Source organism: Ruegeria sp. CF3 (assembly GCF_056537365.1).
Genome location: NZ_JBQFRK010000001.1, coordinates 1,237,784 through 1,263,478, shown reverse-complemented (window position 1 = coordinate 1,263,478; position 25,695 = coordinate 1,237,784). Strand labels below are relative to the sequence as shown.

Annotated in this window: 25 protein-coding genes and 1 tRNA gene; 11 read left to right on the top strand and 15 right to left on the bottom strand. The window is 58.0% G+C overall.

Annotation, left to right across the window (positions count from 1 at the left end):
• Positions 1-4: 4 nt before the first annotated feature.
• From ACR0KC_RS06375 to ACR0KC_RS06360, 4 genes are read right to left on the bottom strand one after another with little or no spacing between them, the layout of a single operon-like run.
• Complete coding sequence (locus ACR0KC_RS06375) at positions 5-433, bottom strand: protein tyrosine phosphatase family protein (RefSeq protein ID WP_170397163.1); 429 nt, start codon at positions 431-433, stop codon at positions 5-7.
• Positions 434-442: 9 nt separating this feature from the next.
• Entirely contained in the window at positions 443-874 is a 432-nt protein-coding gene (locus ACR0KC_RS06370) for a DUF6691 family protein (protein WP_480437537.1), read from the bottom strand.
• Entirely contained in the window at positions 874-1,302 is a 429-nt protein-coding gene (locus tag ACR0KC_RS06365) for a YeeE/YedE family protein (protein ID WP_223117717.1), read from the bottom strand. The genes ACR0KC_RS06370 and ACR0KC_RS06365 overlap by 1 nt, the downstream gene beginning before the upstream one ends.
• A 19-nt stretch (positions 1,303-1,321) precedes the next feature.
• A complete protein-coding gene (locus tag ACR0KC_RS06360; RefSeq protein ID WP_170397158.1) occupies positions 1,322-2,185 on the bottom strand; it encodes an MBL fold metallo-hydrolase in 864 nt (287 codons plus the stop codon).
• A 242-nt stretch (positions 2,186-2,427) separates the two neighbouring features.
• On the opposite strand from ACR0KC_RS06360, the gene ACR0KC_RS06355 reads away from it, so the two are divergent.
• Positions 2,428-2,643 carry a hypothetical protein gene (locus tag ACR0KC_RS06355; RefSeq protein WP_480705490.1) on the top strand — a complete coding sequence of 72 codons (216 nt, stop codon included), beginning with the start codon at positions 2,428-2,430 and terminating at the stop codon, positions 2,641-2,643.
• Between the two features lie 9 nt (positions 2,644-2,652).
• Here ACR0KC_RS06355 and ACR0KC_RS06350 read toward each other — a convergent pair whose 3' ends face one another.
• The gene (locus ACR0KC_RS06350) at positions 2,653-2,871 is read right to left on the bottom strand and encodes a hypothetical protein (RefSeq protein WP_170397154.1); all 219 of its coding nucleotides are present in this window, start codon (positions 2,869-2,871) and stop codon (positions 2,653-2,655) included.
• A gap of 147 nt (positions 2,872-3,018) precedes the next feature.
• Here ACR0KC_RS06350 and ACR0KC_RS06345 point away from each other — a divergent pair, with 147 nt between their 5' ends.
• Complete coding sequence (locus tag ACR0KC_RS06345) at positions 3,019-3,285, top strand: DUF2312 domain-containing protein (RefSeq protein ID WP_480771617.1); 267 nt, start codon at positions 3,019-3,021, stop codon at positions 3,283-3,285.
• Between the two features lie 10 nt (positions 3,286-3,295).
• On the opposite strand, the gene ACR0KC_RS06340 is transcribed toward ACR0KC_RS06345, so the two are convergent.
• Positions 3,296-4,171: a hypothetical protein gene (locus tag ACR0KC_RS06340; protein ID WP_480758594.1), complete on the bottom strand. Its 876-nt coding sequence runs from the start codon at positions 4,169-4,171 to the stop codon at positions 3,296-3,298.
• Between the two features lie 179 nt (positions 4,172-4,350).
• Here ACR0KC_RS06340 and ACR0KC_RS06335 point away from each other — a divergent pair.
• Positions 4,351-4,426 (top strand) — tRNA-Thr (locus ACR0KC_RS06335).
• Between the two features lie 364 nt (positions 4,427-4,790).
• Positions 4,791-5,033 carry a glycine zipper 2TM domain-containing protein gene (locus ACR0KC_RS06330; protein ID WP_480771616.1) on the top strand — a complete coding sequence of 81 codons (243 nt, stop codon included), beginning with the start codon at positions 4,791-4,793 and terminating at the stop codon, positions 5,031-5,033.
• Between the two features lie 272 nt (positions 5,034-5,305).
• Here the strand turns inward: ACR0KC_RS06330 and ACR0KC_RS06325 are convergent, their stop codons facing one another.
• The 6 genes from ACR0KC_RS06325 to pepN all read right to left on the bottom strand — a co-directional run bounded on the left by ACR0KC_RS06325 (position 5,306) and on the right by pepN (position 13,198).
• Positions 5,306-5,752, bottom strand: coding sequence for a DUF4177 domain-containing protein (locus ACR0KC_RS06325; RefSeq protein ID WP_170424178.1), 447 nt, complete (start codon positions 5,750-5,752; stop codon positions 5,306-5,308).
• 98 nt (positions 5,753-5,850) lie between these two features.
• Positions 5,851-7,089 (bottom strand): peptidase T, encoded by a 1,239-nt coding sequence (pepT, locus tag ACR0KC_RS06320; protein WP_480771615.1) that lies wholly within the window; start codon positions 7,087-7,089, stop codon positions 5,851-5,853.
• Positions 7,090-7,242: 153 nt separating this feature from the next.
• Positions 7,243-8,754 (bottom strand): Asp-tRNA(Asn)/Glu-tRNA(Gln) amidotransferase subunit GatB, encoded by a 1,512-nt coding sequence (gatB, locus tag ACR0KC_RS06315; RefSeq protein WP_170612191.1) that lies wholly within the window; start codon positions 8,752-8,754, stop codon positions 7,243-7,245.
• Positions 8,755-8,831: 77 nt separating this feature from the next.
• Positions 8,832-10,091, bottom strand: coding sequence for a hypothetical protein (locus tag ACR0KC_RS06310; RefSeq protein ID WP_480570777.1), 1,260 nt, complete (start codon positions 10,089-10,091; stop codon positions 8,832-8,834).
• 126 nt (positions 10,092-10,217) lie between these two features.
• Positions 10,218-10,646: a hypothetical protein gene (locus ACR0KC_RS06305; protein ID WP_170397141.1), complete on the bottom strand. Its 429-nt coding sequence runs from the start codon at positions 10,644-10,646 to the stop codon at positions 10,218-10,220.
• Positions 10,643-13,198 (bottom strand): aminopeptidase N, encoded by a 2,556-nt coding sequence (gene pepN, locus ACR0KC_RS06300; protein WP_480705482.1) that lies wholly within the window; start codon positions 13,196-13,198, stop codon positions 10,643-10,645. The genes ACR0KC_RS06305 and pepN overlap by 4 nt, the downstream gene beginning before the upstream one ends.
• 204 nt (positions 13,199-13,402) lie before the next feature.
• Between pepN and ACR0KC_RS06295 the strand changes: the two genes are divergently transcribed.
• From ACR0KC_RS06295 to ACR0KC_RS06280, 4 genes are all read left to right on the top strand, one after another.
• Complete coding sequence (locus tag ACR0KC_RS06295) at positions 13,403-15,538, top strand: malate synthase G (protein ID WP_480705480.1); 2,136 nt, start codon at positions 13,403-13,405, stop codon at positions 15,536-15,538.
• An 81-nt stretch (positions 15,539-15,619) separates the two neighbouring features.
• Positions 15,620-16,045, top strand: coding sequence for a GlcG/HbpS family heme-binding protein (locus ACR0KC_RS06290; protein WP_480771614.1), 426 nt, complete (start codon positions 15,620-15,622; stop codon positions 16,043-16,045).
• Between the two features lie 134 nt (positions 16,046-16,179).
• The gene (locus ACR0KC_RS06285) at positions 16,180-16,959 is read left to right on the top strand and encodes a gamma-glutamyl-gamma-aminobutyrate hydrolase family protein (RefSeq protein WP_170397133.1); all 780 of its coding nucleotides are present in this window, start codon (positions 16,180-16,182) and stop codon (positions 16,957-16,959) included.
• 403 nt (positions 16,960-17,362) lie between these two features.
• Positions 17,363-18,715, top strand: a complete 1,353-nt coding sequence (locus tag ACR0KC_RS06280) for an autotransporter outer membrane beta-barrel domain-containing protein (protein WP_480763591.1) — start codon at positions 17,363-17,365, stop codon at positions 18,713-18,715.
• A 51-nt stretch (positions 18,716-18,766) separates the two neighbouring features.
• Here ACR0KC_RS06280 and ACR0KC_RS06275 read toward each other — a convergent pair whose 3' ends face one another.
• Together ACR0KC_RS06275 and ACR0KC_RS06270 are read right to left on the bottom strand one after the other, a co-directional pair.
• Positions 18,767-21,007, bottom strand: a complete 2,241-nt coding sequence (locus ACR0KC_RS06275) for a xanthine dehydrogenase family protein molybdopterin-binding subunit (protein WP_480705476.1) — start codon at positions 21,005-21,007, stop codon at positions 18,767-18,769.
• 3 nt (positions 21,008-21,010) lie between these two features.
• Positions 21,011-21,475 carry a (2Fe-2S)-binding protein gene (locus tag ACR0KC_RS06270; protein WP_170397127.1) on the bottom strand — a complete coding sequence of 155 codons (465 nt, stop codon included), beginning with the start codon at positions 21,473-21,475 and terminating at the stop codon, positions 21,011-21,013.
• Between the two features lie 99 nt (positions 21,476-21,574).
• On the opposite strand from ACR0KC_RS06270, the gene ACR0KC_RS06265 reads away from it, so the two are divergent.
• Entirely contained in the window at positions 21,575-22,153 is a 579-nt protein-coding gene (locus ACR0KC_RS06265) for a TetR/AcrR family transcriptional regulator (protein ID WP_170397125.1), read from the top strand.
• Here the strand turns inward: ACR0KC_RS06265 and kynU are convergent.
• Positions 22,146-23,339: a kynureninase gene (kynU, locus tag ACR0KC_RS06260; RefSeq protein WP_480705474.1), complete on the bottom strand. Its 1,194-nt coding sequence runs from the start codon at positions 23,337-23,339 to the stop codon at positions 22,146-22,148. The genes ACR0KC_RS06265 and kynU overlap by 8 nt on opposite strands.
• A 196-nt stretch (positions 23,340-23,535) precedes the next feature.
• Between kynU and ACR0KC_RS06255 the strand changes: the two genes are divergently transcribed.
• Positions 23,536-23,985 carry a methyltransferase family protein gene (locus ACR0KC_RS06255; RefSeq protein ID WP_480771612.1) on the top strand — a complete coding sequence of 150 codons (450 nt, stop codon included), beginning with the start codon at positions 23,536-23,538 and terminating at the stop codon, positions 23,983-23,985.
• A gap of 132 nt (positions 23,986-24,117) precedes the next feature.
• Entirely contained in the window at positions 24,118-25,689 is a 1,572-nt protein-coding gene (locus ACR0KC_RS06250; RefSeq protein ID WP_170424155.1) for a Re/Si-specific NAD(P)(+) transhydrogenase subunit alpha, read from the top strand.
• Positions 25,690-25,695 lie beyond the last annotated feature (6 nt).

Below are 25,695 nucleotides of genomic sequence, written 5' to 3'. Positions count from 1 at the left end.
AGGCTTATCCGCGCCCTCGCAGCTGTTCCAATGCCGGGCGCAACCCGTCGAGCGCATAGCCCGCTTTTCCGGTCGCATCGAGGATTTCATCCGTGCTTAGCCGATCGCACTGTCCCAGCGCCCAGACCACCGAGCATCGTGTGCCAGAGGCGCAATAGGCCAGAACCGGCCCGCTGCAGCTTTCGGCCAGATCGCGTTGCAGCGCCACGTTTTCCGGTGTCATCGTCTGGTGTGTCAACTCCAGAACCTCATATTCCATCCCGGCCTCGCGAACGGCTTGACCGATGGCGTCTGACTGCTGATCCGGCGGAACTTCGGTATTGGGACGGTTGCAGATCACCTTGACGAAACCGGCCTCGGCAATGGCTGGCACGTCCTCCACCGAGATCTGAGGTGAGACGGCGTAGCGGGGGGTTATCGGTCGAATCTCCATGGCAATTGCTTAGGCTGCGTCGGCGATCCTGTCCAGTTGCGCACCCAGCTTTGGTGCCGCAAACATGCCCGCGATCATCGCAATCAGGAACACAATCCCGCCAACGCCTCCATATCCAAGCGAGGCCATCGCCGGGCCCGGGCACAAACCCGCCAATCCCCAACCGACGCCGAACAGGACCGACCCGACGATCAGACGGCGATCCAGTTCAACACGGGGCGGGGCGGGGAACTGTCCGCCCACTACAGGGATCCTGTTCCGTGTCAATCGCCACGCCACCAGCATCGGCAGGATCGCCCCGCCCATGACAAAGGCGAGCGTCGGGTCCCAATTGCCGAACACATCCAGCCACCCCTGCACTTTGGTGGTGTCGGTCATGCCTGAGATCAAAAGCCCGATGCCGAACAGCGATCCGGCGAGAAAAGCAAACACTGAGCGCATTAGATCACCCCCAAAGCATGGCGAAACAGCGCAACCGTCAGACCACCTGCAAGAATGTAGAACACCGTTGCGACGATCCCGCGCAACGAGAAGCGAGAAATCCCACAAACGCCGTGACCCGACGTGCAGCCATTGGCGATCCGTGTTCCAGCCCCCACCAGCAGCCCAGCAAGGATCACGATCGCCAGATCCGGGGTCAAATGGGTCTCGGCCTGCGGCGCAATCAATGGGCGCAGCAATAAGGGCATCCCGACCAAGCCAGCGACGAAAGCCAGGCGTTCCGTTAATACGCTCCGGTCGCTGCGTTCCAGCAGTCCGCCCAATATGCCGCTCGCCCCCATGATCCGCCCATTACACAGCAGATAAACGCTGGCACCCAGCCCGATCAGCAGACCACCAGCCAGACCCGAAATCCATTCGATATTCATTGTCTCGTCTGCCCTCGTATCAAAGCTTATTGACTGGGATTTTCATGAAAACGTCGCCCTGCTCATCCGCTGGTGGCATCTGACCGGCCCGCATATTGACCTGCAGCGAGGGCAAAATAAGGCGCGGCATCGCCAGGGTCGCATCCCGCGCATCGCGCATCTCGACAAATTCTTCGACGCTGCGGCCCTGACCGATATGAACGTTCAGCGCCTTCTGTTCGCCAACCGTGGTCTCCCACGCGTATTCATCGCGACCAGGCGCTTTGTAATCATGGCCTACAAAAATCCGCGTCTCGTCAGGCAGAGACAGGATTTTCTGGATCGAGGCATACAGGTCCGCCGATGACCCGCCGGGAAAATCGCATCGGGCAGTTCCGAAATCTGGCATGAACAGCGTATCGCCCACAAAGGCCGCATCGCCGATCACATAGGTCATGCAGGCTGGCGTATGGCCTGGCGTGTGCAAAACGTCCCCGCGCATCTGGCCGATGTGAAAGCTGGACCCTTCGGCAAACAGTGCATCGAACTGGCTGCCATCACGCTGAAACTCGGTGCCTTCGTTGAAGACCTTGCCGAACGTGTCCTGAACGACCACGATATTCTCGCCAATCCCGATCTGACCACCCAGCTTTTCCTGTAGGTAAGGGGCTGCTGACAGGTGGTCGGCATGGACATGGCTTTCCAGAATCCATTCCACCTTCAGTCCCTGTGCCGTCACATAGTCGACAATCTGGTCGGCCGAGCTGGTGTCGGTCCGCCCCGAGGCGTGATCGAAATCCAATACACTGTCGATGATGGCGCAGGCCTGCCCCTGAGGTTCCTGCACAACGTAAGAGACGGTGAAGGTCTGCGGGTCGAAAAAAGCTTTCACACTTGGCGTCATGGGTTCCTCCGTTCAGCTTGCATACATATAACAATAGTGGAATATGTTTAAAGCCCCTAATCACGAGTTGATGTCTGTCAAAGCAATCTCCGCAATTTGAGCGTATGCTTTAGGCGACCATGGACATATTGACGGTTTTTTGCCTGACTAGGCAAGAATTCGCGATGTTTTGTTCCGGTCTCGTGCTCGTCTTAAACTCGTTACCTATATCAGGCACATTGGCACCATATGGGAGGAAGGAAATGACTGCTCAGGATCTTTTTACCGAAGCGGAACGGCTTGAACAAAAGCTGAATGGTGCGTGTCTTGAGACCCGGCTAGAGCTTCAGCCACATGTCAGCATGGTTCTGGATAAAATGCGCGCGCAGGGGGTTCATATCCCATCGCGCTTGCGTCGGCTGGATGCTGCGCTATGCGAAGACGTGCTTGAAGCGCGGTTCGACAATCTGCCGATCTGATCGATCTGGTTATCCCAGCGAAATGCCCAGGATAACCATCATCAGCCCAAGTACCGACAGGAAAAGCGACGCCAGATTCCAAGGCAGAACCCCCTGAACTGCAGCGCGCAACTCGTCATCCGTCAGGTTGGCTTTGCGCGCTTTCATCACTTGCAGGATGCACCAGACCAGACCGACCAGCCCGGCCACAGACAGGGCGGCCCCGCCCCAGACGATAATGTCGAACATGGTTGTTTACGCTCACCCTTTGAATCCGTGACCGCGCTTATCGGATCGGCGCAGGTCAGACAAGCCCGCCGTGCAGAATGCACGCTTGCGGTCGGGTCGGTGCCGATGTATCCGGCACCTTATTTTCAGCCCTTGGGAGAGACGCAGATGGAAGACACCACCGAAGATCAGGCCGCAGCCAACTACCGAGTGACCGCAGGCGAGCTGCGCCAGTTCGTCGAACGGTTCGAGCGTCTTGAGGCCGAAAAGAAAGATATCGCCGACCAGCAGAAAGAGGTCATGGCCGAGGCCAAGGCCCGCGGCTACGACACCAAGGTCATGCGCAAGGTCGTCGCTCTTCGCAAGCGCGACAAGGACGACATCGCCGAGGAAGAGGCGGTACTGGAAATGTACAAGGAAGCGCTGGGCATGTAGCGCCAGCCGCTTACGGGTTCAGAAAACGTATATCTGGCATGGTCTGCAGCCGTGCCAGATCCTGCTCATAAAGCTCGGTAAAGGCGGTAACGATATCTTCGTTCCAGCCAGGCAGCTCCACCTCTTCTTCGATTTCATCCGTCAGCGCATGCTGCTGAAACACCTGCGCCAGCCTGCCCCTGAGCACGGGATCATTGGGGGCCGCTTGATGCTCTAACAAGCTCTGAATCTCCTGTTTGCCCATGTCTGAGACAAGTGAGGACAGCAGCGCGTATTCCTGTTCCAGCGGCGTGTCCTCGGGTAGCCCCACTAGCGCGCGCGCGATGTCGCCGCAGATCAGCGGCGAATCCTCATTGCTCCACAAGGTGATTTTGACATCTGGTGCTAGATCGCGAATGTCTTCGATCATCGCAAGCCAACTCAGGCAGCTCAGGTCGGTGGTCGACAGAATATGCGCGCGTTCCGGTGCCGATAGCAACATCAGCACCTTTGGAATAAAGCTGCCGGGGTTGCGCAGACCTACGAGCAGTTCCACCGTCGAGTCGCTGAACAGTTGTTCCAGATAAGCCATCCGCTGCCCGGCATTGGCGTAGAACTGCCCGTCCATGATGATCGAAGCCCGCTCTCCCAGATACAGCGCGCTCGACAGGATCGCCCGATCCACCTGTTGCCCGTTGGGGAACAGTTTATGAAATCGCGCCAGTGTATCCTGATGTGATGGCCGGTCGGCAGAGGGTTTCAGCGCAGGTCGAAAGATCTTTCTGAACGGACGAAGCCCCCAGAAGGCGGTATGATTTCCCGCAACCAGATCCGCATTCGCCTGCAGTAGATTGAGCAGGTGATCATGGTCGGTAAAGTGCGCTCCGGCTTGGATGACCATCTGCATATCGGAATTGTCCTTACCTCGGTCGGGATCGACGCCTGGGTTACAACCTGTCCCCGGTGCAGTCAAATTCGGATGAGGCCTGATATTACTGTTATCCTAAGGCAAACCAGCACAAAGTTAAGATGACCCGAAATTTCGGGCTTGCAGTCCCTGTTCCGAGATATTAATCGACACCCAGTGCCCCTATAGCTCAGCTGGTAGAGCAACTGATTTGTAATCAGTAGGTCCGCGGTTCGAGTCCGTGTGGGGGCACCATCTCTTCAGATATCTATGTATATTTGCTCGATCTGGCTCGCGACCTATGTGGTCTTGGGGGCAAATATAGGGGAACAGAAGATTCAGTAGTCGCGCTTTATTGTGCGTCAAATCTTACTGTGATGCTCCGCGCTCATCGCCCGTTTTCTACAATAAAAACGCGGCCGTCCAATGTCGGGGTTTACCAGGAACCCGGCACCCGCAACCATCGGAAACCAGCAAATATCGTATTAAGCGCTCGACCCTTAGTCTTCTTTATTAAGTTTTGATTAATCTCGAATCAAACAGACGCTGATCTCTTGTACGCTAGACGCGCCAGAGCCACTTACTCAGATAACTATTTGGTATTTGAGAGGCAATCGAGATGAACAAAGCACTGACAACCTGTGCGCTTGCGACCTCACTGCTCTTGGCTGCTTGCGGGGCTCCGACGACGCCAACTCAGGCGCAGGTACAGCAAGACGCTCGCTGCGCTGCGGGAATCCTTGGTGGCGCTACCCTTGGGGGAGTGGTTGGAAATCGGTTCGGAGGCGGAACAGGCAAGACACTCGCGACTGCAGCAGGTGCAGGCGCTGGGATGTATGCAGGGCAATCAGCTTGCAATTGACAACCTTGCAATAAACCCTCTTACCCCACGCTCGTTTTTGGCTCCGCAAATATTGGTTTCGCAGGTCATGCAGTTGCCCTGTCTGGCGGTTGCGCGCCTAGCTTCCTGGATGTGCCAAATTCAAGGTCAACTGGCTCAGCAGCAATCCCCTTGCTGCGTCGTTTCTCGCCGATGGGGTTCGCGGGTCGGAACTGACAAAGCATAACCGTTATGGGGCAGGGAATAAGGGCCTTGCCCCTTCACGCGGTATCATTCGATTGATTGTTATCCAATCACGGCTCGGCTGGGCGTGCTTGCTCGGGGCGCACTTCGTCATCCGCCACTTCGTCCGAAGGTTTCAAAGACAAGGGCGGGTCTTCGGGCTCTTCCGAGATTGGGGCAGGGGCGGCAGGAGTTTTGGCCAAAACCTCTTCGGGTCCCGGGACTGCGCGCGCGGTTGGGGCGGTGTCCTCTTCGACGGGTTCGGACTGCTCAGGTTTTTCCAACGCCAGAGCCCGGCGGAAAACCAACACGTTGCGCCAGTTGGTGGTTGACCCGGTCAGACCCGAACGTTCTTCGCTGGGCAGCAACTCGGCGCGCTGATACTCCCAGCCATCCTGTCCCATCTGGTTCAGCAGTTGCTCGATCGAGGTGGCAAACCGGCCCTCGGGCGTTTTCACGCCCTTCGCCTTGGTGCCCTTTTGCGGAGCGGGGACAACTTTGTATTCGTAGCGCTGCATCAACTGGTCCTGATTGCCATGTCGGGGCAAATTAACATTTTGACAGGCGGGCGAAAGCCAAGATCACGCATTGGCGAAATTCAGCCCGCACTGTTGCTTTAGCCTCGCGCTGCCTTGCTGACCAGCGACAGGCACGTTTCGGTTGCGACCGCCATGTCCTGAACCGAAATCCATTCCAACGGGCCGTGTATGCATTGCATGCCTGTGAAGATATTAGGTGTTGGTGTGCCAAATTCGGTCAGGCGCGAGCCGTCGGTGCCACCTCGGATCGGCACCGAGACCGGCTCGATCCCTTGTTCACGGCAGCCCTCGCGGGCCAGATCAACCGGCGTCATGTCCTTTTCTAGCCAATAGCGCATGTTGCGATACTGATGGGAGATGTCGCAGGTGATGGTCGCACGCGGCTCGGTGGCCTGTACGGCGGCGCAGACTTGTCGGACGATCTCGCGCTGGGCTTCCAGCGCATCCATTTCGAAATCGCGCAGGATCAGCTTGATTTCCATCTCGGACGAGCCGCCATTCATATCGGTGACATGGATGAACCCCTGACGCCCGTCCGTGACTTCGGGCGTCATCGTCGCCTGCGGCAGGGTCTGCACGATCTTCGCCGCCAGATGCGCGGCGTTTACCATTTTGTCCTTGGCCAAACCGGGGTGGATCGACACGCCGGTGATCTTGATCACCGCCCGATCGGCCGAGAAGCTTTCGTATTCGATTTCACCCAGTTCCTGCCCGTCCAGCGTATAGGCGAAATCCGCGCCCAGATCTTTGGGCAGCTGTTCGGTAACACCGCGCCCGATCTCTTCATCCGGGGTAAAGGCGATGCGAATCGGACCGTGCGGCACGTCCTTGTTCTCAAGCAGGTGTCGCGCCATCGTCATCAGGATCGAAACGCCCGCTTTGTCATCGGCCCCCAGCAGAGTTGTTCCCGACGCAGTGATCAAATCATGCCCGATCTTTTCGGCCAGATAAGGGTGCTCTTCAGGCGACAGCACTAGCTCGGGATCATCAGGGAAAGTAATCTCGCCGCCATTATACCCTTTGATCACCCGAGGCTTCACGCCGGTTGCATTGAACTGAGGCGCGGTGTCGACATGCGCCAGAAACCCGATGGTCGGTCCTTCGGCCGTACCGGGGATGGTTGCCACCACGACGCTGTCACCAGTCATCTCAACATCCTGCGCACCGATTTCGGTAAGCTCTTGCTTCAGCAGGTTCAGCATGTCGAACTGGATTTCGGTGCTGGGGGTCGATGGCGAGGTCTCATCGCTCTGGCTGTCGATGGCGGCATAGCGCACCAGCCGGGTTTCCAGTTCCTGATCGAAACGATTTTTCATTGATGCTCACCTCTCTGACTTGGCGAGATGAGAATGCGCATTCGGGCAGGGAGTCAAGCCGATGGCTTGCCCGATTTGAGCGCTCTGAAATTAAGTTTTCGTTATGTACAAATCGAACAAACCCCTGTCCGGGGTTTGTACAACTCGGAAGGTTTACGAACCCAGCTTTTTGCTGACCAGTTCGTTAACGGCCTTCGGGTTGGCCTTGCCGCCGGTGGCCTTCATCACCTGACCGACGAACCATCCGGCCAATTTCGGGTTCACCTTGGCCTTCTCAACCTGCGCCGGATTGGCCGAGATGATCTCGTCCAAAGCGGCCTCGATCGCGCCGGTATCTGTCACCTGTTTCATGCCGCGGTCTTCAACGATCTGCGCCGGGTCACCGCCTTCGGTATAGACGATTTCGAACAGATCCTTGGCGATCTTGCCCGAGATGGCATCCGACGAAATCAGATCAATGATACCCGCCAACTGAGCCGGAGACACCGGAGACTCGGTGATGTCGTGGTCTTCTTTTTTTAGGCGTCCAAACAGTTCGTTGATGACCCAGTTCGCGGCCAGCTTGCCGCTGCGCCCCTTGGCGACCTCTTCGAAATAAGCCGCTGATTCCACCTCGGCGGTCAGCACCGATGCGTCATAGTCGGTCAGGCCGAACGCACTGATAAAACGAGCTTTTTTATCGTCTGGCAGCTCGGGCAGATTGGCGGCGATGTCATCCACCCATGCCTGTTCGATCTCCAGCGGCAGCAGATCGGGGTCGGGGAAGTAGCGATAATCATGCGCCTCTTCCTTGGACCGCATCGAGCGTGTCTCGCCCTTGTCCGGGTCGTACAGACGGGTTTCCTGATCGATGGTACCGCCGCCTTCGACGATGGCAATCTGACGGCGGGCTTCGACCTCGATCGCTTGCTGGATAAAGCGCATTGAGTTCATGTTCTTGATCTCGCAGCGCGTGCCCAGATGCGAAAAGTCCTGTGTTTCCTGATACTTCTCGTAAGCACCCGGCAGACAGATCGAAACGTTTACGTCCGCCCGCAGGTTGCCGTTTTGCATGTTGCCGTCGCAGGTGCCTAAGTAACGCATGATCTGACGCAGCTTGGCGATATATGCCGCGGCCTCTTCCGGCCCGCGAATATCGGGGCGCGAAACGATCTCCATCAGGCACACACCGGTCCGGTTCAGGTCGACAAAGGACATATGCGGGTCCATGTCGTGGATCGATTTGCCCGCGTCTTGCTCCATGTGGATGCGTTCGATGCGGACCATGCGCGCGGTACCGTCGCCCATCTCGACCAGAACTTCTCCTTCACCTACAATAGGCTGATAAAGCTGGGAAATCTGGTATCCTTGCGGCAGGTCGGGATAGAAGTAGTTCTTGCGGTCAAAGGCCGATTTCAAGTTGATATCCGCTTTCAGACCCAGCCCGGTGCGCACGGCCTGTTCAACGCAATACTCGTTGATCACCGGCAGCATCCCCGGCATTGCGGCGTCCACAAACGCCACGTTCGAATTCGGCTCGGCCCCGAATTGGGTCGACGCGCCCGAGAATAGTTTGGCGTTGGACGAGACCTGAGCGTGCACCTCCATCCCGATCACCAGTTCCCAATCGTGCTTGGCCCCGGCAATGGTTTTGGGTTTGGGCATTTCGTATGTCAGGTCGAGCATGGCGCGCCTCATTTCCGCAGAAGTCTAAGCCTGCGTATTAGGCCCGGCGCGCCAAAGGGGCAAGGGGCAATGGCGCTTTAGTTCCCCGAGAACTGCAGCCCCGACGGTGTAAAGGTCACACTCTGCCCACTGCGCAACTCATCCCGCAACAGATTGGCGATTGCCTTCAGCGCATCGCGGCGACCACGGGCGGCAAAACGCTCGGCCGAGTTGACGCGAAGGCTGTTATTGAACCCGTTCGCCGCGTGGGCCCAGATCAGCGGATGCAGTTCGGTCATGTGATCGCGGATCAGCCAGTTTGCGGCCTCGCAAATCTGTTTGCGGGCGATATCGGCGCGCGGGTTCTGGCCCATTCTGTTCTGCAATGTGACCGAGCAATAGGCCGCCAGCAGGTTGATTGTCTGCTGATCCGGACGACGTGCAACGATATCGCGCAAACCTTCAAGGAAGTACTCGACATCTACCCGCGCGCAGGCCTCGTCATCCAGCGCGATGGCGTCGAATTGCACCCAGGTATACCCACCCGCACCCCAATTTTTCTGGGTCCGTGCGGCGTTTCGCAAGGCTTGCACCTCAAGCTGTTCATAGCTGCCGAACCAGCGCGGCAGCAGGTGGCTGCCCATCGCACGCATGTGGCGATGGTTCCGGGGATCCAGCGTGATCAGGGCCTCGTATTTATCAGCAACGCGGGTGCGCGGATCAATGTGTCCTGCCAGCAAAGCGCAATCCGCTGCAGCAATCGCCGGACTGTCGGGCAGCGCAGCGCGGCATTTCGGAAGCAGCGCAGCAGCCCGGTCGAAATGCGCGGCACAACGGGATTGGTGCAGCGCCGGCAGCGTGTCCGGGTGCGCCGTCCCGCGCCAGGCCCACGCCAAATCGATATGGGCCAAGGCAACCACAAGCGTGATCATCGGATCATCGGGATGGTTCTGAAACTCGCCTTCCAATTCCGAGATCCCGCCCAGCAGATCATAGTCTGACAGTGCTTTGCCGTCCGACAGCGCGTGCTCGGCCGCCAAAACCACATCGGACCGGGCCCCAAATGCCAACAGCTCGGAGATCGGTTGCCCGCAAGGGGTAGCCTTGCGCCCCTCATCTGCAGTGCGCATCTCCAGCGACAGTTCTGCCCACATATCCTGCCGCGCCAGATGGCGGCCACGTTCGATCACCTGATGCCCGATCGCATCATTTTCATCTGATTCTGCGATTGGGATGTTCAACTGCCCCGAGGCAACAAGCCATGCAGTAGCATCGGCGACGGACGCAGGCAGAGGTGTAGGGGTGGGATCAGAAGAACCGACAATACGGGCGGCAAAAGCCTTCAAAGACCAAAACATGGCACAACTCGAACTGGAACAAACTTGTAACCCGTCCAGTTTGCCAAAAAAACTGCTCAAATCAAGACTGCGTCGCGGAGAACCCGTGATTCAGGTGCCAATGTGGCCCAGACTCCATGAATCGTTTCAGAAAACTCTAAAATGATGTCGTTCGACCGCGAATCCCGCCTGATTCAGGACCATTTCGAATTGCTTGTGTGGTGGCAGTGATTCATCGGGTAAACGCACGCGTTTGTCGGATTTCAGAACCGCTGAGACGCGCACCGAGAAATCCCACCGCGTGTCAAACCGGAATCGATCCACCTCGGACAGCTTGAGTTGTCCCTGACGTTGGCCGGTGTGCCAACGCAGGGTTTCATCGGTCAGCTCCATACCTGCGCTGGTGTCCTTGATGACATCCCACAGCGCGGGCAGGGTAGTCAGGGCCAGAAGCGCCATCAGCCACCAGACCGCGTTCAGCAGGATCATCAAAGCGATCAACATCGCGTAAACGCCGATCAGGATCAGAACCGTTCGCTGATTTCGGTTCTGTCGAGTGAACGTAAACGCGGTCATGCGCCCAAGATGCGCGTGACCATTTCGGTCGTGTCCCGGGACAGGTTCGGCGTGTCGGCAATGCGATTCAGTTGTGCAAGTATTAAGGCCTGACGGTCGGCGTCATAGCGTTTCCAAGTTTGGAACACGCTGCACATCCTGGCGGTGGTCTGCGGGTTTACTGGATCAAGTCGGATCAACCAGTCTGCCAGCAGCGCGTAACCTGCTCCGTTCGCTTGGTGGAAGCCTGCGTGGTTGCCTGCCAGGGATCCCATTAAGGCGCGGAAACGATTTGGGTTTTTCCAATTAAAATCAGCATGCTCGGTCAACCTGTGCGCGGTCTCAACCGATTTTTCCGGTCCGGTCATCAAGACCTGCATGGCGAACCACTTGTCCATGACCAGCCGGTCATGCTGCCATTGATCATAGAAGGCGGCCAGCTCACGTTCGCCTTTGCCCGCGCGGAGCAGACAAGACAACGCGGCCAACTGCAGGGTCATGTTGTCAGCACCTGCATATTGCTCTGCGGCCTTGGCACCTCCATCCAGTCTCGAGGTCAGCGCAAGCGCCGCGCTGCCCAAGGCGCGTTTGCCTGATTGTTCAGCGTCCGGCTGATAAGGCGCGTCCACCAGAGTTTCACTGTTCAGACGGGGGAGCAGGTCTTGAACGTGTTGCGCCGTGGCTTGACGCAAAGTCTCCACCGCTCGCCAGATCGCCATCGGGTCGGGGGTGATGCCCTTGTCAAATAGTGTTGCGGCCAGTTCCGATTGCGTCGGCAGACCCAGCATCAGTGCCCTGTAGGCCGGGTCCAGCGCCTCATTCCGTAGCACTGCCAGCAAGCCGTCAAGGTAGTCGGTATCAGGCGTTGCCTCATCGGTGATCATGCGCAGCAGGGTGTCCTCGGCTAGCGACCGCCCTGCCTGCCAGCGGTTGAACGGGTCGGTGTCATGAGCCAGAAGGAAGGCGCGTTCGGCATTGCTGATCTCATGTTCAAGGATCACAGGGGCCGAGAAATCGCGCAGGATCGAGGGCACAGGTTTGGCCGCGAGACCGGTAAAGGTAAAACTCTGCTCGGCTTCGGTCAGTTCCAGCACTTCGGTCGTACGTATCTCGTCCCCGTTCGGGCCAAGCAGACCCACAGCGATAGGGATGACCTGAGGTTGCTTGTCTTCTTGCCCCGGCGTCGGCTCGGTCCGTTGGCGCAGCGTCAGGGTATAGGTGCCATCGGTCCAATCGTCGGCAACTGAGACACGGGGTGTACCGGATTGGCTGTACCAACGTTTGAACTGGGTCAGGTCGCGGCCCGTAGTGTCTTCGAATACTTTCAGCCAATCTTCGATCGTGCAGGCCTGCCCGTCGTGGCGATCGAAGTACAGGTCCAGTGCTTTGCTGTAGGCCTCATCCCCGACCAGCCGTTTCAGCATCCCGATCACCTCGGCGCCTTTTTCATAGACGGTTGAGGTGTAGAAGTTGTTGATTTCCTGAAAGCTTTCGGGGCGGACCGGGTGCGAGAGTGGCCCGTTATCTTCGGGGAATTGCCGCGCGCGCAGGTCGATGGCATCGTGGATACGTTTTACAGGGGCCGAGCGCATATCCGAGGTGAACTGCGCATCGCGGAACACGGTCAGCCCCTCCTTCAGACACAGTTGGAACCAGTCGCGGCAGGTGATGCGGTTGCCGGTCCAGTTGTGGAAATACTCATGTGCGATGATCGCCTCGATCCGTTCGAAATTCATATCGGTCGAGGTTTCAGGGCTGGCTAGAACGGCGGAGGAGTTGAAGATGTTCAGCCCCTTGTTCTCCATCGCGCCCATGTTGAAATCGTCAACGGCCACAATGTTGAACACGTCCAGATCGTATTCACGGCCATAGACGTCCTCATCCCATTTCATTGACTTTTTAAGGGCTTCCATGCCAAAGGCGCATTTGCCTTCATCGCCGGGGCGGACCCAGAGATTTAGTTCGACGTCGCGACCGGATTTGGTGGTGAAGTTGTCTGACGTGGCCACCAGATTTCCAGCAACGAGTGCAAAGAGATAGGCTGGTTTTGGCCAAGGATCGTGCCATTCCGCGCTGTTCCAATCAGAAATGACCGGGTTGCCATTGGACAGCATAACCGCCGGTGTGTCGGATACAATGCGTACGGTGAATACACTCATCACATCGGGGCGGTCGGGATAATAGGTAATCTTGCGAAACCCTTCGGCCTCGCATTGGGTGCAATACATGCCGTTCGACATATACAGCCCCTCAAGCGCGGTGTTGTTGCCGGGATCGATCTCGACCACGGCCTCCCACACGAAAGGCGCGTCTGGAACCGTTGCGGTGAGGCCTTCGGTGGTCACCTCAGGCGCGATCACGTCGCCATCAATTGCGGCACGGATCAGCTTTAGCTCTTCGCCATGCAGAAAAAACGTGCGGTCGGTCGCCTCGGGGTTCGGGCGGAAGGCGATGCGGGAAGTGACGCGAGTGGCGTGTGCGGCCAGATCGAAGGTCAGATGCACACTGTCCACTAGAAACCCGAACGGAGTGTAGTCTTTCAGATAAATCGTTGTGGGGGCGGCGTCGCGCATCGGGGGCCTCATCGACTGGGAATCTGGCGAGACGTTATGGGCTTCGCGCGGACGCTGCAACCGATGTGCCATTGCCGCTGTTCATTTGAGACGGTTCGCGCTGGGTCAAATGCCCCTCATGTCGGGACAGAAGTTGCCTATCGGAAACGAACGCCCTAATTGAGGAGCGCATACAATGGCACACAATCGTAGGGGATTCGGAATATGAGCAGCAGAGAGACCCGCAACGGGCTGCAGATTGACCCGGTTCTGGTGGATTTCATCGAACAGAAGGCGCTGCCGGGCACGAAAGTTTCGGCAATTGATTTCTGGGCGGGTCTGGCGCGCTTGGCCAATGAACTTGGGCCGAAAAACCGGGCGCTGCTGGACAAGCGGGCTGACATTCAGGGCCGGATCGATGGCTGGCACGCGGCGCGGCGGGGGTTGCCTATTGACGCGGCTGAATATCAGTCTTTTCTGCGTGAGATTGGGTATCTGGTAGAGGAAGGCGACGATTTCGAGATCGAGACAGCCAGTGTCGACCCTGAAATCGCGCTAATCCCCGGACCGCAATTGGTTGTGCCGATCACCAACGCGCGCTTTGCGTTGAATGCCGCAAATGCGCGCTGGGGCAGTTTATATGATGCGCTTTATGGAACAGATGCGTTAGGCGATCTGCCGACAGGCAAGGCTTATGACGCCGGGCGCGGTGCGCGGGTCATCGCCTGGGCGAAGGCGTTCCTGGATGAGGCTGTGCCGCTATCCGAAGGGTCCTGGGCGGAGGTCTCCGGGTTAAGCGTTAAGGACGGTGCGCTGATGCCGAAGCTCGCCGACCCGTCTCAGTTCGCAGGCTACGCTGGCGCAGCTGAAGCACCGGAGTTTGTATTGCTAAGCAACAACGGGTTGCACATTCAAGTCAGGATTGATGCGCATAGCACAATTGGCGCCACCGATCCTGCAGGTATTTCTGATGTCCGTTTGGAATCCGCGCTTTCGACCATCATGGATTGCGAGGATTCTGTTGCTTGTGTCGACGCGACCGACAAGGTGTTGGCCTATGGAAACTGGCTTGGCTTGATGGCCGGCAACCTGACCGAAGAGGTTACGAAAGGCGGCACAACCTTCACGCGCAAGCTTGCCGGGGATTTGGCCTACATGGCTCCGAATGGCACGCCAGCCACTCTGAAAGGTCGGTCGCTGATGCTGGTGCGAAATGTGGGCCATCTAATGACGAACCCCGCAGTGCTGGATGCCGAAGGGCGCGAGATTGGTGAAGGTTTGATGGACGCGCTCTGCACAACGCTGATCGCCATGCATGACCTGAAGCGCGAGGGCGGGAACTCGGTCAAGGGGTCTGTCTATGTGGTCAAACCCAAGATGCACGGGCCCGAGGAGGTGGCGTTTTCGGTCGAGATTTTCGACATGGTCGAGGATATCCTGGGCCTGCCGCGCAATACGGTGAAGCTGGGCATTATGGATGAAGAGCGGCGCACATCGGCCAACCTCAAGGAATGCATCCGGGCCGCAAAATCGCGCGTGGCCTTTATCAATACCGGATTCCTGGATCGGACGGGGGATGAGATTCATACTTCTATGGAAGCAGGCCCGATGCTGCCGAAGGGCGATATCAAGGATACGCCATGGATTGCGTCTTACGAGGATCGCAATGTGGATATCGGACTGGTCTGCGGCCTGAAAGGCAGAGCGCAAATTGGCAAGGGTATGTGGGCCATGCCCGATCGGATGGCGGACATGCTGGCGACCAAGATCGGCCACCCGCAATCCGGTGCAACCTGCGCCTGGGTGCCGTCACCTACTGCGGCAACGCTTCATGCAACCCACTATCACAAGATCGATGTGTTGGCGCGCCAGGATGAATTGGCTGCTGATGGGGCTCGTGGTACGTTGAATGATCTGCTGACCATACCTCTGCTTGGCGGTCGTAATCTCAGCGCTGGTGAGATCACCCGTGAGATCGAAAACAACGCACAAGGAATCTTGGGCTATGTTGTGCGCTGGATTGATCAGGGAGTTGGCTGTTCGAAAGTTCCGGATATCAACGACATAGGTCTGATGGAGGACCGCGCGACCTGCCGGATTTCTTCGCAGGCGCTGGCCAACTGGTTGCACCACGATGTGGTCAGTCAGGAACAGGTGATGGCGGCGATGCAGAAAATGGCCGCGGTAGTGGACCGTCAGAACGAAGGCGATCCGGCCTACAGGCCCATGGCACCGGGTTTTGACGGGGTGGCGTTTCAGGCGGCTTGTGATCTGGTGTTCCGGGGGCGGGTGCAGCCCTCGGGTTATACCGAGCCTGTGCTGCACGCCCGTCGCCTGGAACTGAAGGCAAGTTTGAGCTAGGGGCAAGGGCAGGAACGAGGGGGCTGTCTGCCCCCTCGTGCTCCCCCGAAGGTATTTTTGGCCAGATGAAAAGGATCGGGCATGAACATTTCATTGCGCAAAGCGCGGACCATCATTCGTAAAGCTCTGGAAAAAGGGCGCGAGATGGAGCTGAAACCGCTCTCGGTTGTTGTCCTGGACGCCGGAGGCCACGTGATCGCGTTCGAACGCGAAGACGGTGCCGCGCCGGGGCGTTTTGCTATCGCACATGGTAAGGCCTACGGATCGGTAATGCTGGGTATGGCGGGGACCGCGCAGATGCAGCGGGCCGAAGGGCAGGCCTATTTCATGGCGGCCGTGAGCGGGGTTTATGGCGGTCAGGTTGTTCCGGTTCCTGGCGGTGTGCTGCTGCGTGACCGCAAGGGCGCGGTGATCGGTGCCGTGGGTGTAACCGGCGACACTTCGGATAATGACGCAGCGGCCGCGTTGGCAGGTATCGAAGCCGCTGGGTTGACGGGCGAGATCTGACCCCTACGCCGAACTTCATCGGGGATGTGCGTCGCTGAACACGCGCTTGCGCTACCATGCAGGGTCTGTGCCGTTGCGCGCGGCCAAACCTGCCGATAGGTTTTGCAGGAAATGAGCGATACAAGGGACTTGGAATGGCGCGCCCCGTCGTTGGAATAATCGGCAACTCTTATCTGATGAATGATCAGTATCCGACCCATGCGGGCGGAACGATGAATTCCGAGGCGGTCTCGAACGTGTCTGACTGTCTGCCGCTACTGATCCCCGCCGACCCGCGTTATGTAGCGGTTGATGAGTTGCTCGAGGTTTGCGACGGCTTCCTGCTGACCGGCGGCCGTCCGAACGTTCACCCCGAAGAATATGGCGAGCCCGCGACCGAGGCGCATGGTGAGTTTGACCGCGCGCGGGATGCAATCACGCTGCCTTTAATCCGGGCTTGTGCTGAGCGGGGTCAGCCGTTCTTTGGGATTTGTCGCGGGTTTCAAGAAGTAAACGTCGCCTTGGGTGGTACGCTCTACCCTGAGATTCGTGACCTCCCGGGGCGTCAGAACCACCGGATGCCACCCGACGGCACTTTGGAGGAGAAGTTTGCTCTGCGCCATGTCGTGTCGCTAACCGAAGGTGGTGTGTTCCACCGCCTGCTGGGCGCGGCCGAAGTTATGACCAATACGTTACACGGACAAGGGATCAAGACGCTGGGCGAGAATGTGGTGATCGATGGCCACGCGCCTGATGGCACGCCTGAGGCGATCTATGTCGAGGATGCCCCAGGCTTTACCCTTTCGGTCCAATGGCACCCTGAATGGGACGCGGCGAATGACCCGGTCTCGCGGCCATTGTTCAAGGAATTTGGTCGCGCCGTATACGATTGGAAAAACGCGAAAACGGTCGGGGCGATCCGGCAGTCTGCTTAGTCACGCTAATCTGTCGATGGATCGTTCTAAGGTTTGCCGGCAACATTCGAATAAAAAGATAATTGGATATCTTCCCTGAACCGCGAATTTGCGCCGAGATACCCTTGGCAATATTCAAATCTGACTGGGTTCGGAGCAGTTCATGCACAGCTTTTCAGGAAAGTACCCTCGCGGTTTGAGAGAATTCGTTCCTGCGGCACTTTTTTTGGCGGTCCTGGGAACTGCAGGTCATGCGCAACAATGCAGCTCGGCCGGAGACCTGCTTTACATCGGGCGAACACCTGACTCTTCATCCTCATTGTGGTTATCGCAGACGGAAAGCGGTGCTTTTCGTCTGGAAGCTGCACAGGGCAACACGACCGTTGATACCTGGAGCCGATCTCGGCCTGGAGTTCATCTAAGCTTGTCTCCCTTCGTATCTAATGGATCAGGGGGCGTTCATCGTCTGTTCAAACGCGGAGGGGCACCAAATGGGCGCGACTGTCTGATCGATACGCAAAACCAAAAAAGAGATTGGACGCTGCCGGGTTGGGGTGGTGGCAATGGTGGCGGCGGGGGAGGAAACGGAGGCGGCTCGGGTGGATCCGGCGGCGGTTCCGGGGGTGGCTTCGGCGGTGGCGGCGGCTCGGGTGGATCAGGTGGCGGATTCGGAGGCGGGGGCGGCTTTGGAGGCGGCGGTTCCGGGGGTGGCTTCGGCGGTGGCGGCGGCTCGGGCGGATCCGGTGGTGGCTCTGGTGGTGGATCCGGTGGCGGATCCGGTGGTGGCTCTGGTGGCGGTTCCGGAGGGTCGGGCGGTGGAATTGGCAACATAGGCGAGACAGGTCGACCCGTTAATCCGCTCTACGTAAGTGGGCGACCATCGGGCGATGACCAAGCCTGCGTGGCGGATGCGACGGGTAAGCTTGACCCTGCCTTGTGCGATCCGGTTGTCGGCCCTCCGCTGACGGAGGGGCGCGAGTTTGGGCCAGAATCTGTTTGGAATGTATGGACCAATTTCACCTACACAGACATTGAAGACACCCGTGGAAACAGCGAACTGGATGTGAACGACAGCTTTTTCGAAATTGGGATCGACCGTCTTGTCCAAGAAAACCTCGTGCTTGGTTTGCAGCTTGAATACGAAAACACTCAGCTGGACGGCTTTCAGGGGCAGTTTTCTCAGGATACTTCGGGATTCGCGATCGGACCCTATTTCGCCTGGCGGATGTCTGAGAGGTGGGTTCTAAACGGTCTCGCCACGATCGGTCGCTTCTCCACGGATGTGGATGTGCTGGAGCTGAGCGGTGATTTTGATCGCACCCGTTGGCGCGCGAATCTCGAGGCAATCGGACAATATGAGGCTGGAGCTTACTTAATTCGTCCGTCGATCTCGTTTGATTACTATAATTACAGTGCCGAGGATTACGATCTCACCGGGACGTATCTGGGAAATCCAGCCGAGTTTATTGGTGAAATCCAAGAAGCAAAATACAGTGCCCTAACGCCCGAGGTCGAAGTAAGTCGTCCGTTCTTCAATGGCAGCTCTGTCATTTCACCTTATGCATCGCTCAGCGCGACCTATTGGTTTGAACGCGAGAACTTAGGGGGTGGAACAGTTGCAAACACTGACAATGATGTTGTTTGGTCAACCCGTTTGGGTGTGAGAGGACGCACAAGCAAGACGGTGTTTCTGGAGGCTTCAATCGGATATCTCGACATGTTCGAAAGTGATTTTGAAGCGACGGAAGCTGCAATCTTTCTCTCTGTCAACTTCTAAGGCCATCAGAAAGAGCGAGCGCCGACCCTTAGCCGGGTCGGCGCAAATTGATCATACGAGCAAGTCGAACTGCTTGTTCAGCGGCAAGCTGCGCGCGCGTTGGCCGGTCAGGTCGAACAGCGCGTTGCCCAAAGCGGGCATCGACGGCGGTGTCCCCGGTTCACCGACACCGCCCAGATGTTTGTTGGTCTCGAGTATCCGGACTTCCGTGATCGGTGTGCTTTGCATCCTTAACGCATCATAATCCGGGAAATTATACTGTTCGACCTCACCATCGGCAAAGGTGATCTCTTCTTGAACGGCGGCAGACAATCCGTAGATCATGCCGCCGATCATCTGCGCCTCGACCGTCGCCGGATCCAAAGCCAAGCCGACATCGCAGGCGATCCAGGCCTTGTTGATGCGGATGGTGCCGTCTTCGTCCACCACTTCGATGACCTGTGCGACAGGGGTGCCAAAGCTGTAGGCCATTGCCACGCCACGTCCGACACCATCGGGGGTTTTGCCGGTCCAGCCTGACATCTCTTTCACGGCCTCCAGGCACCCCGCAGCCGGGGCGAACTCGGACCTTGCCAACTCCAGCCGGAACTCCAGCGGGTCGCGCCCGGCGGCATGGGCCATTTCATCCAGGAAGGTCTCGTGGAAGAAGGCATTGTGGCTGTTGCCGACCGAGCGCCAGAAACCAACCGGTACAGCCAAATCGGCAACGTGACCACTCATTCTGTAGTTCGGCACCGCGTAGGGCTGGTTGAAAAAGCCTTCGACCAGAACCTTGTCGGGGCCGCCGCCAGAGAAACCCGTCACACGTTCGACCGCTTGGTGGGTCGGGGATTGCGAAGCAACCTTACCGTCGATCAGAACGGCCTTGCCATCCTTCACTGCCCCCCGCATGCGCGCCATCGCGCCGGGGCGGTAGAAATCGTGACGCATATCCTCTTCGCGGCTCCACGTCGTTTGCACAGGGGTGCCTGGAATGGCCATGGCGACCTTTGTGGCGATCTCGCCGAAATCCAACTCGCCCCGGCGGCCGAAACCGCCGCCCAGATAGGTGGTGTGAATCTCAACCGCTTCGGTATCTAGACCGGCGGTGTTGGCTGCGCGGATCTGGATCAGGGTCGGGGCCTGATTGCCGCACCACAGGTCCAGCTTGTTACTGGTATAGAGCGCCGTGGCGTTCATCGGTTCCATTGTGGCGTGGGCCAGATAGGGCACGGTATATTCTGCCGTAATCTCGGTGGCACCTTCAGGAAGCGTTTCGACATCGCCTTCATCGCGCATGGTCGAGTTCGGGGCGTCATCAAACGCCTTGGCAATTTGCGCGAATACCGCATCAGTATCGGGCGGATAGGGGGCATCGCCCCAATCCACGTCAATCGCCTCGACCGCCTGCATGGCAAGCCAAGTGTTGTTGGCAATCACCGCGACGCCCGTGCCCAGATCGACGATCTTTTCAACGCCGGGCATGGCTTCTGCAGCACTGGCGTCAAAGCCGTTCATTGCCCCGCCCAGCTTGGGGTTCATGCGGACCGAGGCGAATTTCAGGCCCTCGGGGCGCACGTCGATGCCAAAGGTGGCGGTGCCGGTGGATTTGCCCGGAATGTCGACGCGGGGCAGGGATTTGCCGATCAAACGCCATTCGGACGGATCGCGCAGAGTGACTTCGGGCGGTTCGATCTGGCCTGCGGCCTCGGCCAATTCGCTATAGGGAATGCGCGTGCCATCCGGGGCAACCACAGCACCATTTTCGGTCATGAGTTGATCGCGATCGACCCCCAGTTGGTCCGCGGCAGCCTGCTTCAAGGTTTCTCGCGCAGTAGCGCCGGCCATCCGCATCCGTTCGAACCCGTCTTTCATCGAGGTTGAGCCGCCGGTAACCTGCAGGCTTAACGTTTTGCCCAGAACACCCAGTGCCTCACCCAGATTGTGCTGGAAATCCGAGATGTCATAGCCCTTGCCTGGCAGGCTTTCCCCCATAAGAGCATGGTTGTAATAGGCGGCAGCAGCAGGTCCGTGCAGCACACGGATTTCGTCCAGCTCAACATCCAGCTCCTCGGCGATCAGTGCTGCCCAGGTGGTCATAACGCCCTGACCCATTTCAGCGCGGGGGGCGAACAGGGTCACGCCCTGCTGGTCGATCAGAACAAAGGGGCTAAGCGCGGTTTCCCCGTCACGCGGTTTCAGCGGGTTCGCAGCTGGACGCGTGACGTAGTAGGCACCGAAGGCCACTCCACCTACGATGGCGGCAGATCCGATCAGGAATGTGCGGCGAACGATTTTACCGATACGTCCCATGGCTCAAGCCTCCTTCAACTTGGCAGCGGCATCATGGATGGCCGCGCGGATGCGAGGATAGGTGCCACAGCGGCAAAGGTTGCCTTGCATCGCATCGTCGATGTCTTCGTCCGTTGGGGCCGGGTTTTCAGCCAGTAGCGATGCGGCCTGCATGATCTGGCCCGACTGGCAGTAACCACATTGGGCCACTTGGTGGTCAACCCAGGCCTTCTGGATCGTTGCCATGGCGTCAGGCGTGCCAAGCCCCTCGATCGTGGTGACATCACCCCAAACATCCGAGAGCGCTACCTGGCAGGACCGCACGGCCTCACCATCAATATGAACGGTGCAGGCACCGCAGGCAGCCACACCACAGCCGAACTTGGTACCGGTTAGTCCAACCTCATCACGCAGAACCCATAACAAGGGCACATCATCAGGCAGATCAACCTGATGGGTCTTTCCGTTGATCTTAAGGGCCGTCGCCATGGCGCACCTCTCTTAGCTTTGGCTGGTTTCTGACATAATTAATGAAAAGTGTCAGCTTGTCAATTGACAAAATGAACAAGAAGTGTCAGAGGTTCTCGCATGACGAGTGTAAGTGAAGATTCCAAGACAGCGGCCATTCTGAAATCGGCATTTCAGGCCTTTGCGACCTATGGGTTTAAGAAAACTTCGATGGATGACATTGCCAAAGGGGCAGGGATGTCCCGGCCTGCGGTCTATCTGCATTTCAAGAATAAAGAGGCCATCGTTCGCGAACTGACGCAGTTTTATTATGGCGAGAAAGTTACCCTAGTCGCTGAAGCCTTGGCCAGCGAAGGTCCATTGCCTCAGATCCTCGCTCAGGCGATCGAGGCGCAATCAAACGGGATGGCTGAAATTTTGGCCTCACCTCATGGGCTTGAAATGCTGGACGCGACCAAATCCATGTCGACGGATATCGTTCAGGAGGGCGAGGCCAAATTGACGCGACTTTACGCCGAATGGTTACGGCGCGAGGATGCGGCAGGTCGCGCGCATTTGCCTGTCGGCCCGGATGAGGCCGCAAAGACAATCACCACATCGCTGAAGGGCGTCAAGATGACAGCCTCCAGCGCTGAAGAGTTCGAACAAGGCATTTCGCAATTGGCCACGCTTTTGGGCGCGGCGCTTGAGGTCAGGTGACGCGCTGACGGATTTTGTATTCCGGTTTGTCCCACAGCTTGTTGGTTATGATATCGGCCAGAATTTGGGCGGCCTGTTCTACATCCCCTTCATCGACATATAGCGGTGTGAAGCCAAACCGCATGATATCGGGCGCTCGGAAATCGCCGATCACGCCACGCGCGATCAAAGCCTGCATGGCAGCGTATCCTTCATCAAAATGAAACGATACTTGACTTCCGCGCAGGGCTGGATCGCGGGGGCTAGCGAGTGTCAATCCCGGACAGGTGGCCTCAACCCGGGTAATGAACAATTCGGTCAATTCGATAGACTTGGCGCGCACATCGGCCATTTCAGCCATGTCCCAGATATCCATCGCTGCCGACAGCGCTGCCATCTGAATGACCGGAGGGGTTCCGACCCGCATCCTCTCGATTCCCGCGCCGGGGCGATAGTCGAGATCGAAGGCAAAGGGGGCTTCATGCCCCAACCAGCCCGAAAGCGCCGGGCGCACGCGATCCGACAGACGCGGAGCGACATAGACGAACGCTGGCGCGCCGGGACCGCCATTGAGGTACTTATACGTGCAGCCAACAGCGAAATCCGCGTTGCAACCGGACAGATCGACCGGGATTGCCCCCGCAGAATGGGCAAGGTCCCAGACGGTCACGACACCGTTCGCGTGGGCCAGTTCGGTCAAAGCCTTCATGTCATGCATACGGCCGGAGCGATAATCGACCTCGGTCAGCATCAGAACGGCGACCTCTTCGGTGATATGTGCAGCGACGTTTTCGGGATCGACCACGCGCAGTTCGTAATCCGTCCCCAGTGATCGCAACAGCCCATCTGCCATGTAAAGATCCGACGGGAAGTTGCCGTTGTCCGACAGGACCACCTTGCGGGTCGGGTTCAGCTCCAGCGCTGAGGCGACCGCCTGATAAACCTTGATCGACAGAGTATCGCCCACCACGACGCTGCCGGGCTCTGCCCCGATCAGCCGTCCGATCCGATCCCCCAGGCCGGTCGGCATACCCATCCACCCGGCTTTGTTCCAGCCGGTGATCAGCAACTGACCCCATTCGTCCTTCATCATGCTTCCGACACGGTCACCGGCTGATTTCGGCAACGGGCCCAGAGAGTTACCGTCGAGATAAAGAACACCCTCGGGCAGGTGAAACATGGATTTGGTTTTGGCGAAATCGGTCATGGCGAGGCTTTGTCTTTCTGAAACAGTCAGGTTGTAACTGGCTATCTGATACCGTTGTGTCTGTCTATTGGTGCGGGTTGTCCAGCGCCCTGGGTCGATGCGACACCCTGCGCTTTTGCCAATGCGGTCAGAAAACGATAGGAGAGCGATCAGAAGCGACATCTGCCACCATGTGTCGCCGCGTGAAGGGACAGCCATGCGCCTGATCGACATACCACCTGTTTGGCTTGTGGGCTTTGCCTTGCTCGCCTGGGTCCAGGCCCGCGTGTTGCCGCTGGGGTTGTCTCTGGATGGGGCGGTGACAGATCTGCTCAGCGGCATACTAATCGGTGGCGGTATCATTCTGGCCGTGATGGCGGTAATCGAGTTCCGCCGGCACAAAACCACGGTCTTTCCGCACGAAACACCCTCGACCATGGTGCAGACCGGGATTTATAAGCGCTGCCGCAATCCAATCTATGTGGGTGATGTGTTGATCCTGACCGGGCTGATGCTGCGTTTTGACGCGGTGTTGTCGCTGGTGCTGATCCCGGTTTTTGTCTGGGTGCTGGAACGCCGCTTTATCATACCCGAGGAAGACCGTCTGCGCCGCACATTCCGCGCCGATTTCGCCCGGTATGAACGCAAGACCAGACGATGGATATAAGGGTGTGGTCATCATGACACAGCGTCATAATTGCTGCGCTTGCGAAATAATCTTGCGCAGGATACATGTCTGCTTGTCATTCTATGCTGAACACCCACCTGGCCTGAATCAAAAATTAGGGGGAACCGACTGGTGAAAATTGGGACGCCAAAGGAAACGTACAAGGGCGAGAACCGGGTCGCGATGACTCCGGACTCGGCTGTGCAGTTGCAGAAACTGGGCTATGAGTGCCTGATCGAAAAGGGCGCAGGCGCTGCTGCGGGGTTTTCGGACGCCGCTTATGAAGCCGCAGGCGTTGAGGTCATGAAGACCGCTGCCTCGCTTTGGAAGGCTGCGGATATCATTGCCAAGGTGCGTCAGCCCGATGCCACCGAGCTGAAGCGTCTGACCAAGAACAAGACCCTGATTTCATTCTTTAATCCGGCTGGGAATGAAGACGGGATGGAGGCCGCCAAATCCAAGGGCGCGACCGTGATCGCGATGGAGATGGTCCCGCGTATCTCGCGCGCGCAGAAGATGGACGCGCTGTCTTCGATGGCCAATATCGCCGGGTACCGTGCTGTGATCGAGGCAGGCAACAACTTTGGCCGTTTCTTCACAGGTCAGGTGACGGCGGCTGGTAAGGTGCCACCTGCCAAGGTGCTGATCGTCGGTGCCGGTGTGGCCGGACTGGCCGCGATTGGGACCTCGACCTCGCTGGGTGCGATCACCTATGCGTTCGACGTGCGCCCCGAAGTGGCCGAGCAGGTCGAATCCATGGGGGCTGAGTTCGTCTATCTGGATTTTGAGGAAGAACAGCAGGACGGTGCATCGACTGGTGGCTACGCATCGGTCCAGTCGGAAGAATTCCGCAACGCCCAGCTTGCCAAGTTCCGGGAACTGGCACCCGAGATGGACATCGTCATCACCACGGCGCTGATCCCCAACCGTGAGGCACCTGAGCTTTGGACCAAAGATATGGTCGAAAGCATGAAGCCGGGTTCGGTCATCGTTGACCTTGCAGCGGAAAAGGGCGGTAACTGTAAACTGACGGTGCCGGATGAGAAGATCGTGACCGACAATGGCGTGACCATTATCGGCTATACCGACTTCCCCAGCCGGATGGCGGCGCAGTCATCGTCTCTGTACGCGACCAATATCCGTCACATGATGGCTGACCTGACACCCGAGAAGGACGGCAAGGTCAATCACGACATGGAAGATGACGTGATCCGTGGCGCGACCGTGACCCATGAGGGCGAGATCACCTTCCCGCCACCTCCGCCCAAGGTGCAGGCGATTGCGGCACAGCCTAAGGCCGAGGTCAAGGAACTGACACCGGAAGAGAAAAGGGCGCAGGAAATCGCGGCCTTCAAAGCGCAGACCAAGCAACAGTTCACGTTGCTGGGCGTCGGCGGTGCGTTGATGTTGCTGGTGGGGTTGATCGCTCCGGCCAGCTTCATGCAGCATTTCATCGTCTTTGTGCTGGCGATCTTTGTGGGCTTCCAGGTGATCTGGAATGTCAGCCATAGCTTGCACACACCACTGATGGCGATCACCAACGCGATCTCTTCGATCATTATCGTTGGAGCCTTGATGCAGATCGGATCGGGGTCGTTCCTGGTCATTCTGCTGGCGGCGCTGTCAGTCTTCATGGCCGGAATCAACATCTTCGGCGGCTTCCTCGTAACCCGGCGCATGCTCGCCATGTTCCAGAAATCTTAAGGAGGC

What these genes read in the sequence shown, in the direction of transcription:
- ACR0KC_RS06375 (WP_170397163.1), bottom strand. Translation starts at nt 433, where the DNA reads ATGGAGATTCGACCGATAACCCCCCGCTACGCCGTCTCACCTCAGATC.
- ACR0KC_RS06295 (WP_480705480.1), top strand. Translation starts at nt 13,403, where the DNA reads ATGAGCAGCAGAGAGACCCGCAACGGGCTGCAGATTGACCCGGTTCTG.
- ACR0KC_RS06360 (WP_170397158.1), bottom strand. Translation starts at nt 2,185, where the DNA reads ATGACGCCAAGTGTGAAAGCTTTTTTCGACCCGCAGACCTTCACCGTC.
- ACR0KC_RS06345 (WP_480771617.1), top strand. Translation starts at nt 3,019, where the DNA reads ATGGAAGACACCACCGAAGATCAGGCCGCAGCCAACTACCGAGTGACC.
- kynU (WP_480705474.1), bottom strand. Translation starts at nt 23,339, where the DNA reads ATGACCGATTTCGCCAAAACCAAATCCATGTTTCACCTGCCCGAGGGT.
- ACR0KC_RS06350 (WP_170397154.1), bottom strand. Translation starts at nt 2,871, where the DNA reads ATGTTCGACATTATCGTCTGGGGCGGGGCCGCCCTGTCTGTGGCCGGG.
- ACR0KC_RS06285 (WP_170397133.1), top strand. Translation starts at nt 16,180, where the DNA reads ATGGCGCGCCCCGTCGTTGGAATAATCGGCAACTCTTATCTGATGAAT.
- ACR0KC_RS06355 (WP_480705490.1), top strand. Translation starts at nt 2,428, where the DNA reads ATGACTGCTCAGGATCTTTTTACCGAAGCGGAACGGCTTGAACAAAAG.
- ACR0KC_RS06330 (WP_480771616.1), top strand. Translation starts at nt 4,791, where the DNA reads ATGAACAAAGCACTGACAACCTGTGCGCTTGCGACCTCACTGCTCTTG.
- ACR0KC_RS06270 (WP_170397127.1), bottom strand. Translation starts at nt 21,475, where the DNA reads ATGGCGACGGCCCTTAAGATCAACGGAAAGACCCATCAGGTTGATCTG.
- ACR0KC_RS06265 (WP_170397125.1), top strand. Translation starts at nt 21,575, where the DNA reads ATGACGAGTGTAAGTGAAGATTCCAAGACAGCGGCCATTCTGAAATCG.
- ACR0KC_RS06325 (WP_170424178.1), bottom strand. Translation starts at nt 5,752, where the DNA reads ATGCAGCGCTACGAATACAAAGTTGTCCCCGCTCCGCAAAAGGGCACC.
- ACR0KC_RS06370 (WP_480437537.1), bottom strand. Translation starts at nt 874, where the DNA reads ATGCGCTCAGTGTTTGCTTTTCTCGCCGGATCGCTGTTCGGCATCGGG.
- gatB (WP_170612191.1), bottom strand. Translation starts at nt 8,754, where the DNA reads ATGCTCGACCTGACATACGAAATGCCCAAACCCAAAACCATTGCCGGG.
- ACR0KC_RS06290 (WP_480771614.1), top strand. Translation starts at nt 15,620, where the DNA reads ATGAACATTTCATTGCGCAAAGCGCGGACCATCATTCGTAAAGCTCTG.
- pepN (WP_480705482.1), bottom strand. Translation starts at nt 13,198, where the DNA reads ATGCGCGACGCCGCCCCCACAACGATTTATCTGAAAGACTACACTCCG.
- ACR0KC_RS06275 (WP_480705476.1), bottom strand. Translation starts at nt 21,007, where the DNA reads ATGGGACGTATCGGTAAAATCGTTCGCCGCACATTCCTGATCGGATCT.
- ACR0KC_RS06255 (WP_480771612.1), top strand. Translation starts at nt 23,536, where the DNA reads ATGCGCCTGATCGACATACCACCTGTTTGGCTTGTGGGCTTTGCCTTG.
- pepT (WP_480771615.1), bottom strand. Translation starts at nt 7,089, where the DNA reads ATGAAAAATCGTTTCGATCAGGAACTGGAAACCCGGCTGGTGCGCTAT.
- ACR0KC_RS06310 (WP_480570777.1), bottom strand. Translation starts at nt 10,091, where the DNA reads ATGTTTTGGTCTTTGAAGGCTTTTGCCGCCCGTATTGTCGGTTCTTCT.
- ACR0KC_RS06365 (WP_223117717.1), bottom strand. Translation starts at nt 1,302, where the DNA reads ATGAATATCGAATGGATTTCGGGTCTGGCTGGTGGTCTGCTGATCGGG.
- ACR0KC_RS06305 (WP_170397141.1), bottom strand. Translation starts at nt 10,646, where the DNA reads ATGACCGCGTTTACGTTCACTCGACAGAACCGAAATCAGCGAACGGTT.
- ACR0KC_RS06340 (WP_480758594.1), bottom strand. Translation starts at nt 4,171, where the DNA reads ATGCAGATGGTCATCCAAGCCGGAGCGCACTTTACCGACCATGATCAC.